The organism is Achromobacter maghribensis (assembly GCF_057334215.1).
Genome location: NZ_JBHFII010000044.1, coordinates 56,389 through 67,027 on the forward strand (window position 1 = coordinate 56,389; position 10,639 = coordinate 67,027).

The 10,639-nt window shown below is 63.8% G+C and carries 10 protein-coding genes; 6 read left to right on the plus strand and 4 right to left on the minus strand.

Translation table 11 applies throughout. The features are described from left to right. Window positions 1-199 precede the first annotated feature (199 nt). The 4 genes from ACE039_RS18195 to ACE039_RS18210 all read left to right on the plus strand — a co-directional run bounded on the left by ACE039_RS18195 (window position 200) and on the right by ACE039_RS18210 (window position 4,410). Complete coding sequence (locus tag ACE039_RS18195; RefSeq protein ID WP_105558205.1) at window positions 200-901, plus strand: response regulator; 702 nt, start codon at window positions 200-202, stop codon at window positions 899-901. Next, window positions 894-2,201 carry an ATP-binding protein gene (locus ACE039_RS18200; protein ID WP_485822971.1) on the plus strand — a complete coding sequence of 436 codons (1,308 nt, stop codon included), beginning with the start codon at window positions 894-896 and terminating at the stop codon, window positions 2,199-2,201. The genes ACE039_RS18195 and ACE039_RS18200 overlap by 8 nt, the downstream gene beginning before the upstream one ends. A gap of 140 nt (window positions 2,202-2,341) precedes the next feature. Further along, a complete protein-coding gene (locus ACE039_RS18205; RefSeq protein WP_485822972.1) occupies window positions 2,342-3,442 on the plus strand; it encodes a serine hydrolase domain-containing protein in 1,101 nt (366 codons plus the stop codon). 65 nt (window positions 3,443-3,507) lie between these two features. Then, complete coding sequence (locus ACE039_RS18210; RefSeq protein WP_485822973.1) at window positions 3,508-4,410, plus strand: MipA/OmpV family protein; 903 nt, start codon at window positions 3,508-3,510, stop codon at window positions 4,408-4,410. A gap of 109 nt (window positions 4,411-4,519) precedes the next feature. Here the strand turns inward: ACE039_RS18210 and ACE039_RS18215 are convergent, their stop codons facing one another. The 4 genes from ACE039_RS18215 to ugpB form a co-directional block, all read right to left on the minus strand. Beyond that, window positions 4,520-5,608 (minus strand): sn-glycerol-3-phosphate import ATP-binding protein UgpC, encoded by a 1,089-nt coding sequence (locus ACE039_RS18215; protein WP_448711186.1) that lies wholly within the window; start codon window positions 5,606-5,608, stop codon window positions 4,520-4,522. Between the two features lie 126 nt (window positions 5,609-5,734). Continuing rightward, the gene (gene ugpE / locus ACE039_RS18220; protein WP_105558202.1) at window positions 5,735-6,586 is read right to left on the minus strand and encodes a sn-glycerol-3-phosphate ABC transporter permease UgpE; all 852 of its coding nucleotides are present in this window, start codon (window positions 6,584-6,586) and stop codon (window positions 5,735-5,737) included. 21 nt (window positions 6,587-6,607) lie between these two features. Continuing rightward, complete coding sequence (ugpA, locus tag ACE039_RS18225; RefSeq protein ID WP_105558201.1) at window positions 6,608-7,489, minus strand: sn-glycerol-3-phosphate ABC transporter permease UgpA; 882 nt, start codon at window positions 7,487-7,489, stop codon at window positions 6,608-6,610. 199 nt (window positions 7,490-7,688) lie between these two features. Continuing rightward, a complete protein-coding gene (gene ugpB, locus ACE039_RS18230) occupies window positions 7,689-9,002 on the minus strand; it encodes a sn-glycerol-3-phosphate ABC transporter substrate-binding protein UgpB (RefSeq protein ID WP_105558200.1) in 1,314 nt (437 codons plus the stop codon). A 194-nt stretch (window positions 9,003-9,196) separates the two neighbouring features. Between ugpB and proC the strand changes: the two genes are divergently transcribed. Both proC and ACE039_RS18240 read left to right on the plus strand, forming a co-directional pair. After that, window positions 9,197-10,030 carry a pyrroline-5-carboxylate reductase gene (gene proC, locus ACE039_RS18235; protein WP_485822974.1) on the plus strand — a complete coding sequence of 278 codons (834 nt, stop codon included), beginning with the start codon at window positions 9,197-9,199 and terminating at the stop codon, window positions 10,028-10,030. After that, window positions 10,027-10,581 (plus strand): queuosine precursor transporter, encoded by a 555-nt coding sequence (locus ACE039_RS18240; protein ID WP_485822975.1) that lies wholly within the window; start codon window positions 10,027-10,029, stop codon window positions 10,579-10,581. Before proC ends, ACE039_RS18240 begins: the two co-directional genes overlap by 4 nt. Window positions 10,582-10,639 lie beyond the last annotated feature (58 nt).

Consider the following 10,639-nt stretch of genomic DNA (forward strand, 5'->3'; position numbering starts at 1 on the left):
CAATAGCCCCACGGCCCGCGGCATCGGATGCAGACGCGAAAGCGTCCGCATGACCACCGGGCCGGAAGCCATAGACTTCCGGCCCGGTTTTTGCATGTGCGCGACGCTTGCCGGGAACCGGACCGCCACCGCGGTGTCGAACGCCCGGCTTCCCGCACGCGAAGGCGTTGCGGCCCCTAGACCCACTCTTGTCCGAACTATGACCAAGGCCTTGCTAGTCGAAGACGATCCCAAGCTGTCGCGTCTGATCGCGCAGTTTTTGGAACAACACGGGTTCAACGTCGCCCAGGCCTACCGTGGCGATCATGCCGTAGAGGCGTTTCGCCGCCACGAACCGGCGATCACCATCCTGGACCTGATGCTGCCCGGCCGCGACGGGCTGCAGGTGTGCCGCGACCTGCGCGCGTTTTCGTCCGCGCCCATTCTGATGTTGACCGCGCGCGAGGACGACCTGGACCAGATTCTGGGGCTGGAGTCCGGCGCTGACGATTACGTCATCAAACCCGTCGAGCCCCGCGTGCTGCTCGCGCGGATCCGGGCGCTGATGCGGCGCCACAACCAATTGGACGAGCCGCCGGAGCACCTGGAGTTCGGGCCGCTCGCCATCGATCGGCGCACGCGGGCCGTCGTCCACGCCGGCGTCGAAGTCGACCTGACGACGATGGAATTCGAAATGCTGTGGGCGCTGGCTAGCCAGGCCGGCCAGGTGCTTACGCGCGACGACTTGCTGAACGCCGTGCGCGGCATCGAGTTCAACGGGTTGGACCGCAGCGTCGACGTCTGCGTCAGCAAGCTGCGCCGCAAGCTCGATGACGACCCGCGCGATCCCGCGCGCATCAAGACCGTGTGGGGCAAGGGCTATCTGTTCTCGCCCAAGGCACACGAGGGTGGTGATGCTTAAGTTTGTCCTGCGGCTTTTCGTGGTGCTGGCCATCGGTTTCGTCATTTCCAACGAAGTGGTCGACCGAACCGCCAATTACTTCTTCGAGCCGGTCAATGATTCCTATGTGCGCGAAGCAGTGCGAGGGCAGCTTCACAGCCTGACGCAGGAAATCGGCCGGGTCGCGCCCGAGGAGCGGGCTGCCTACGTGCGCGATGCGTTGGCGCCGCATTACGGCCTTGGGTTGAAGGTGCTGGCTCCCGCGGACTATGAAGCAGACGGCTATCAACTGACGGACGAAGAGCGCAAGACCATCGCGGAGGGCGGGTTCTTTCAGCGTGACAAGCTGATGACGTTCGTGGCCGCCATTCCGGGGCCCGGCGCGCAGTGGATCGAAGTCAAGCTGCCGCCCGAGCCGTCCATCGGCCCGTGGGTGATCGCCGGGATCTATTCCGCGCTGGGGCTGCTGCTGTGCGCGTTCATGCTGGTGTGGGCGCTACCCATCTGGCGCGACCTGGAGGCGCTGAAGACTGCGGCGCAGCGTATGGGGCAGGGGGATCTCCAGGCGCGGGCGCGGTTGTCGCGGCATTCCAGCATTCGCAATCTGGGCGATACCTTCAACCAGATGTCTGACCGCATCGGTGCGCTGATCAGCAATCAGCGCGACCTGACCAACGCCGTGTCGCACGAACTGCGCACGCCGATTGCCCGCCTGTCTTTCGAGCTGGACATGATTGACCGTGAGGCGGATCCGGATGCTCGCAAGCGCCTGGTCGAAGAAATGAAAAGCGATGTGGCGGAATTGGACGGCATGGCGTCCGAGTTGCTGATGTATGCCCGCCTTGAGCACAAGAGCGATGACGTCGCCCTGCGGGCGCAGGATGCGCGCGGGTGGCTGGATTCCGTCGTGCAACACGCCGCTTACGAGGCCGGAGTGTCCGGCGTGCATTGCGTCGTGTCTGAATGCGGCGTGCCGCAGGTGCGGCTGCACCAGCGCTACATGACGCGGGCGCTGTTGAACCTGCTGCAGAACGCGATCCGTCATGCGGGCGACCGAGTGCAGGTGAGCCTGACCAGTCCGGCCCCGCAGGAATATGTGCTGATGGTGGACGACGACGGTCCGGGCGTGCCGCCCGCCGACCGCGAACGCATCTTCGAGCCCTTTATCCGCCTGGATGAAAGCCGCGACCGCGGCACGGGCGGCACGGGCCTGGGGCTGGCCATCGTCAGCCGGGTGGCAAGGTGGCATAACGGCACGGCGCTGGCCACGGACAGCCCGCTGGGCGGCGCGCGTTTCGTCATCAGCTGGAGGGCCGTCTGACGCCAGGCGGATGCAGGCGTAAAGAAACTTCACAAAGCGCCCGCCGAATCTTCACAAACTCCATACAAAGCGGGAAAGATCCGGAGGTGGCCGGTGGATAGCATGACGGCATTCTTGTTGAAGAGGGTTTGCCGCAAGCCATGTTTTCCCTTAGCCGCCTGGTTGCCATCGGGACGTTGCTGGCCGCCGCCGGCGGGTGCCAGCATCTGCCGCCCGCCGCGCCACCCGCCATTGCCAAAGGCGATTACGAGGCGGTTCTTGGCTATCTGGCGCAGCGCATTCCCTATGACATGGGCAAGCACAGGGTGCCTGGCCTGTCGATCACGATCGTGGACGACCAGCGCGTTGTCTGGAGCACCGGCTTCGGCTATGCGGACCCCGCGCGGCACCGGACGGCGACCAGCGATACGCTCTATCGCGTAGGCGCCATCAGCAAGATCGTCACGGCGGCCGGCGTGTTCCGCGCGGCGGACGACGGCAGCTTGCCGCTTGACGCGCCGGCGGGTCAGACGCTGCCGGATTGGCACGTCGAGCCGCGCCGCAACGCGATGCAATGGATGGGGGCGGCCCCTTACACCGCGCGCAACCTGTTGACCTTGCACCCGGCCACCCTGGAAGACACGATGGGCCGGGCCCGCGCCGACATGGCTTACGCCCTGCTGGGAGACATGGTGGCGCATGCCACTCAAGAACCGCTAGATGCCTATGTGCGGCGCACGCTCCTGCAACCTTTGAACATGCCACGCGCAGGCTACCAGGCGAACGCCCGCATGCTGGAGTTGCGTGCGGCGGGATACCGGCGTGGCGTGCCGTGGGTCGAAACGGCACAGCCCAACGAGGCTGCCGACGGCTTGTGGATGAGCACCTCGGAAATGGCGCGCTTTTCCAGCATGTTGTTCGCGGGCGGCGTATTCCGCGGCGAACGCGTCCTGAAGGACGAATCGGCCCTGGCCGTCCTGAACCTGGAAACGGTCTCTGGCGCCAGCCTGGACCTGAGTTGCCGGCTGGCGCTGTCCTGGCTGGCCGCGCCCTGCGGCGACGATCTCGTTGGAAGGGTCTCCCTGTATGAGCACAGTGGCGCGACCGAAGCCTTCCACTCGCGCTACCTGCTTGCGCCGCAAGACAAGCTTGCCGTTCTGGTGATGAGCAATTCCGACACGGGCGAGCCCTTGGTGGCCTCGGTGTCGACGCTGGCCATGCGCTTGATGCGGCAAGCCAAGCAAGGCGCCAACGCCGACTGAGTTTTGTCCGGCAGGCGCGCCGCGTCTGCCCCTCCGTTCATCAACCTCGTTTCCTGGATGCTGTTATGAAGCGATTTTTCCCTTTGTCTTTCGTTCCGCGCCGCGTGGCTGTCGCCAGTCTGCTGGCCGCCGCGCCGAACCTTGCCGCGGTCGCCGCCGATCTTTCGGTGGCGGACGGCGGTTCGGTTTACGGGCATCGGGGCGCAAGTTCCCGGGGCTTGACGGTGGTGACGGGCAGCGATCGGCCGGAAGGGCAATGGACGTTCTACGGCACGGCAGGCGTGGGTTATGCGCCGCGCTACAGTGGCAGCGACGAGAGTTCTGCCGTTCCCATCGTGGCGCTGGGCGTGCGCAGCCCCCACGGTTTTTTCCTGGGAACCGACCACGGCCTGGGCTGGGAGACGCAGGCGCTGGACAGCACTTTCCGCTTCTATGTGGCGCCTAGCGCGTCGCGCAAGGACCACAAGAAGGGCTTCCAGGGTTCGGACAAGCTGCGCGGCATGGGCGACATCAAAAGCCGTGCGCAGATTGGCATGGATGCGGAAACGACGCTTGGGCCCGTCGTGCTGTCGGCGACGGTGGCGCACGCTTTCAAGAAGGGCGATGACCGTGACGTGGGCAGTGCCTACACGATGTTCAATCTGGGTGCGAGCACGACGGTGTATGAAGGTTCGGCGGGTTCGGTGTCGCTGGCCTTGAGCGGCACGCTGGGCGACGGCAACTACATGCGCACCTGGTATGGCGTCAGTGATCGCCAGTCGGCGAAATCCGGCTATCGCCGCTACAACCCCAAGGGCGGCCTGGAAAGCGCCGCCTTGGGCGCGACGTGGACGCTGCCAGTCAGCGAATCCTGGTCCTGGTCGGTCGCGGCCGAGGCACGGCGCCTGTTCGGCGATGCGGCCGACAGCCCTATCGTGAAAGAGCGCAACCAGTACACCATCGGAACGATGGTGACGTACACGTACTAGCGTAAATAGATTCGCCCCCAAACGGGGGCGAATTCTGCCAACGGGGCAGGGCAGTCGGCGTGGGGGACGCGGCGTAAATTCGCCGCCCCGTTTCCGGGGCTGGCGCGGCTTACAGGCCCTGGACGCGGCGGCCGGTGTCGGCTTCGAACCAGTGCAGCGGGTGGCGGCCATCCGGGCCCACGTTGACACGGTCACCCACCTTGGCGGAAGACTCGGACAATTGGCGGGTGGTGCAGCGGACGACCAGCGTGGTCTTGCCGCAGCGGCAATGGACCAGTTGCTCGGAGCCCAGCGTTTCGACCATTTCGACTTCGGCCGGCACGCCTTGCGTGTTCAGCAGCATGTGCTCGGGACGCATGCCCATGATGATCTTGCGGCCGCGAACCTGGGACGGCACCTGCAGCGGCGAGATTTCCAGCGCCATGCCGTCGGTGGTCTGCACGGTGCCGTCGCCCGCCACCAGCACTTCCATCAGGTTCATCGGGGGCGAGCCAATGAAGCCGGCCACGAAGGTCGAGGCGGGCTTTTCAAAGACTTCCATCGGAGTGCCGATCTGCTCGGGCACGCCCTGGTACATGACGATCATGCGGTGGGCCAGCGTCATGGCCTCGACCTGGTCGTGCGTCACGTACAGGCTGGTGGTGCCCAGGCGGCGGTGCAGCTTCATGATTTCAAGGCGCATCGCCACGCGCAGCTTGGCGTCCAGGTTCGACAGCGGTTCGTCGAACAGGAACACCTTGGGCTCGCGCACGATGGCGCGGCCCATGGCGACCCGTTGGCGCTGGCCGCCGGACAGCGCGCGGGGGCGGCGGTCCAGCAGGTGGCCCAGTTCAAGAATCTGCGCGGCGATGTCCACGCGCTTCTTGATTTCGTCCTTGGAGAACTTACGGATCTTCAAGCCATAGGCCATGTTTTCGAACACGGTCATGTGCGGGTAGAGCGCGTAGTTCTGGAACACCATCGCGATGTCGCGTTCGGCGGGTTCCAGGGTGTTGACGACCTTGTCGTCAATCACGATGTCGCCGCTGGTGACGGATTCCAGGCCGGCGACCATGCGCATCAGCGTGGATTTGCCGCAGCCGGACGGGCCGACGATGACGATGAATTCACCGTCTTTGACATCCATGTCGATGCCATGGATGACCGGCACGTTGCCGGCATAGGTTTTCTTGACGTTACGGAAGCTGAGAGTAGCCATGTTTATTCGTGTTCGGAGTCGTGTTCGGGTGGGCTAGGCGGGCAAGCGTCACTTTTCATCGCCGAGCCGCCTCAAGATGAAAACGCCCCCCCCGGGGGGGCAGCAAGCCGAAGGCGCGGCGTGGGGTCATTTTTCAGTGTCGACCAGACCCTTGACGAACCATTTCTGCATCAGGATGACGACGAGCGCCGGCGGAATCATGGCCAGCATGGCGGTGGCCATGGTGATGTTCCATTCGGTCACGCTGTCGCCGCCGCTGATCATCCGCTTGATGCCGATGACGACGGGGTACATGTCTTCCTGCGTGGTGATGAGCAGCGGCCACAGGTATTGGTTCCAGCCGTAGATGAACTGGATCACGAACAGGGCGGCGATGCTGGTCTTGGACAGCGGCAGCAGGACGTCGAAGAAGAACCGCACGGGGCCCGCGCCATCGATGCGCGCGGCCTCGATGAGCTCGTCCGGTACCGTCAGGAAGAACTGGCGGAACAGGAAGGTGGCGGTGGCCGAGGCAATCAGCGGCAGCGTCAGACCGGCGTAGCTGTTCAGCAGCCCCAGGTCGGCCACCACTTTGTAGGTGGGGGCGATGCGGACTTCCACCGGCAGCATCAGCGTGACGAAGATCATCCAGAAAAAGAACATGCGGCCGGGAAAGCGGAAGTACACGACCGCGAAAGCCGACAGCAGCGAGATCGCGATTTTGCCGATGGAAATCGACAGCGCCATGATCAGGCTGACGTACATCATGCGGCCTACCGGCGCGCCCGACGAACCGCCGGACGAGCCGCCAAAGAGCGCCTGCATGTAGTTATCGACAAAGTGCGGACCGGGGATCAGCGACATCGGCGCTTGCGCCACTTCCTGAGCGGTCTGGGTCGACGCGACGAAAGTGATGTAAAGCGGAAATGCCACCATCGCCACGCCGCAGAGCAGAATGACGTGGGCCAGAATATCCAGCCAGGGACGGCGTTCAACCATTGTTATTAGCCTCGAACAAAATCAATACTGCACTTTGCGGTCGACGTACCGGAACTGTACGACCGTCAAGGCAACCACAATGAACATCAAAATGACCGACTGGGCCGCGGACGAACCCAGGTCCAGACCGCGGAAGCCGTCGCTGTACACCTTGTAGACCAGGATCGAGGTCGACGTGCCCGGACCGCCTTGCGTCGTGGTGTCCACAACGGCGAAGGTGTCGAAGAAGGCATAGATGATGTTGACCACCAGCAGGAAGAACGTGGTGGGCGACAGCAGCGGGAACACGATGCTCCAGAAGCGGCGGGCCGGGCTGGCGCCGTCAATCGCAGCGGCTTCGATGAGCGAACGGGGAATCGATTGCAGCCCGGCCAGGAAGAACAGGAAGTTGTACGAGATCTGCTTCCAGACGGCGGCGACCAGCACCAGCATCATGGCCTGGTTGCCATCCAGGCGCGGGTTCCAGTCCACGCCGGATTTGCGCAGCGCGACGGCCAGAATGCCCACGGAAGGCGAAAACATGAACAGCCACAGCACGCCGACGACGGCGGGCGCCACGGCGTAGGGCCAGATCAGCAGGGTCTTGTAGAGTCCCGCGCCGCGAATCACGCGGTCGGCCATGACGGCCAGCAGCAAGGACACGCCCAGACCGACAGCCGCCACCAGCACCGAGAAAACGGCGGTGACGCGGAAGGAATCAAGGTAGGCCTGTTGCGAGAACAGTTCCATGAAGTTGTCGAGCCCGACGAACTCGGACGACAAACCGAAGGCGTCTTCCAGCCGCATGGACTGCCACATGGCTTGTCCGGCAGGCAGGAAAAAGAAGACCACGGTAATGATCAGCTGCGGTAGCAGCAGCAGATAGGGCAAGGTCTTGTGCCCGAATACAACGCGTTTTTCCATAGGGGGAACCCAAGGTACAGAAAAGCGGCGGTTGGATAACCGCCGCTTGAAACCGCTTTCATAAAAATACGATAGGCTTAAAGCCCTAAAAAAACCAGGGCTTTAAGCCTTGCGCTTGCAACCGATCGTGCCGCTAAGTGCTTGTCACCGCATGGAAAATGCTGGGTGGCAAGCATCGGGCGGCGTCCCGGAAAGGGCGCTACTTTACACTCTTCTCGAACTTCTCCAGCAACTCGTTGCCGCGCTTGACGATGTTCTCGGCGCCATCCTTGGCCGCGACCTTGCCCGACACGATGCGTTCGATTTCAGCGTCTTCGATTTCACGGATCTGCGGCAGGAAGCCCAGGCGCAGGCCGCGGGATTGCGCGGTGGTTTCCACGTTCAGTTGCTTCACGCCAACTTCGGTGCCCGGGTTCTTCTCATAGAAGCCGTCTTTCTTGGTCAGTTCGTAGGCAGCCTTGGTGACCGGCACGTAGCCCGTCTGCTGGTGCCAGCGAGCGGCGATTTCCGGGCTGGCCAGGAACTTGAAGAACGCGGTCACGCCCTTGTAGGTTTCCGGCTTCTTGTTGGCGAAGACCCACAGCGAAGCGCCGCCGATGATGGTGTTCTGCGGTGCGCCTTGCACGTCGGCGTAGTAGGGCACGGTGGACGTGCCGAATTCGAACTTGGCGTTCTTGGCGATGTTGGCGCGCAGGCCCGACGAACCGGTGATCATGGCGCACTTGCCGCTGATGAACAGCGAGTTCGGCTCGTCGCCGCGGCCGCCGTACATGAAGATGCCTTCCTTGCCCAGCTTGGCCAGGTTTTCCAGGTGGCGCACGTGCAGCGGGGTGTTGATGGCGATACGGGCGTCCAGGCCACCGAAACCGTTGTCCTTGGTGGCGTACGGCACGTTATGCCAGGCCGAGAACGTTTCCAGCTGGACCCACGACGGCCACGACGTGGTGTAGCCACATTCCTGGCCGGCGGCCTTCAGCTTCTGACCGGCGGCGGCCAGTTCTTCCCAGGTCTTGGGCGGCTTGTCGGCATCAAGGCCGGCCTTCTTGAAGGCGTCCTTGTTGTAGTAGAAGACAACGGTCGAGCTGTTGAAGGGCATCGACACCAGCTTGCCGTCGGCCGACGAGTAGTAGCCCGCGACCGCGCCGATGAATTCCTTCGGATCGATCGGGTTGCCAACTTCTTCGGACATCTGCTGCACCGGCTTGATGGCGCCCTTGGCGTACATCATGGTGGCGGTGCCCACTTCGAACACCTGGAGGATGTCCGGGGCATTGCCGGCGCGGAACGCGGCGATGCCGGCGTTCATGGACTCACCGTAGTTGCCCTTGTAGATTGCCTTGACCTGGTAGTCAGGATTCTTCTTGTTGAATTCGTCCACCAGACCGTTGACGCGGTCGCCCAGGGCGCCTTCCATCGAGTGCCAGAACTGGATCTCGGTGGCGGCATGCGCGGAGGCGCCTGCGAATGCCGTCATGATGGCGGCGAAGGTTAAAGCAATACGATGGGATCGCATGGTGAGGTTTCCTCCAGTTGGGCGTGTTGCGGCCAGGTTGTCCGGGCGCAGAAAACACGACACCTTATGAATTGTTTGTGACAAAACCGTGACTTTCACATCACTCTAAACGCCTGTCAAATTGCGCGTTTCAGGCGCGAACGAACATTTTCTTTTTTTTCCCCGATGAAGCCTACCGTTTACAATGCCTGGCTATGAAAAACGAACTTTCGATTGCGTTCATTGGCGGCGGCAATATGGCGGCTGCATTGGCATCCGGACTGGCTGGCAAAGTATGCGCCGCCGGGAACATCCATGTCATTGACATAAACCAGGACGGCCACGCCGCCTGGCAGGCGCGCGGCATGACCACCGCGACGGCCCCCGACGAGGCCCTTGGGCGGTGCCGCGTATGGGTGTTCGCAGTCAAGCCACAGAACATGAAAGCCGTTGTGGCTTCTACGCGTCAATGGTTGCGGGAAGACACCTTGGTGGTAAGCGTGGCGGCGGGAATCCGTGCCCAGACGCTGGCGGAATGGCTGGGCACGCCCGGCGCACCGTTCAACCGCCTGGTGCGCTGCATGCCGAATACGCCGGCCCTGGTGGGCGCGGGCATCACCGGCCTGGCCGCGTTGGACGGCGTGGGCGAGGCCGACCGCGAACTGGCGGCTACGTTGCTGGCCAGCGTGGGGCAGGTGGTCTGGGTGGCGGACGACGCCGCGCTGGACGGCGTGACCGCACTGTCGGGCAGCGGCCCGGCTTACGTGTTTCTTTTCCTTGAAGCGCTGGTGGCCGGCGGCATGAAGGTCGGCCTGACCGAAGCGCAGGCCAAGCAATTGGCGCTGGGAACGTTGGCGGGCGCCACGAAGCTGGCGGCCGAGGCCACCGAGCCCCTGTCGGTGCTGCGCGAGCGAGTCACCTCCAAGGGCGGCACCACGGCCGCGGCCCTGGCCGCGTTCGGCGAGGCCGGATTCGCCGGCATTGTCGAGGACGCCATGGCCGCCGCCGCACGCCGTTCGCGCGAACTGGCCGAGGAGTTCGGCAAATGAACGTGGCAAGCCGGGGCTTTCCCGTCATGAGCCGCCTGCAGTTCGGCATCGCCGTGCTGTGCATGCTGCTGGTGGTGGTGGGCTCCAACATCCTGGTCCAGGTGCCGCTAAACGACTGGCTGACCTGGGGCGGTTTGTCGTATCCGGTGGCCTTCCTGGTGACCGACGTGCTGAACCGCCGCTTTGGCCCGGCCGCCGCGCGGCGTGTGGTCTGGTTCGGCTTCGCCGCCGCGCTGGTGGTGTCGTTCTGGGTGGCGTCGCCGCGCATCGCGCTGGCATCGGGCCTGGCCTACATCTGTGCCCAACTGGTCGACATCCGGGTATTCGACCGTTTGCGCGACCAGCGTTGGTGGCGTGCGCCGTTGGTGTCGGGCGTGCTGGGCGCAATCCTGGATACGGCGGTGTTCTTCAGCGTGGCGTTCGCCGCCACCGGCGCACCGTGGACGACATGGCTGCTGGGCGACCTGGCAATCAAGTTGGTGGTCAATATCAGCATGCTGGCGCCGTTCAGGGCGCTGATGTGGAACCTGGCCCGGCCAGCCAACGCCTGATCGACACGCGGCAACGGCGCAAAAGAATGCGCGCATGACGGCGGATACCCCGCCGTCA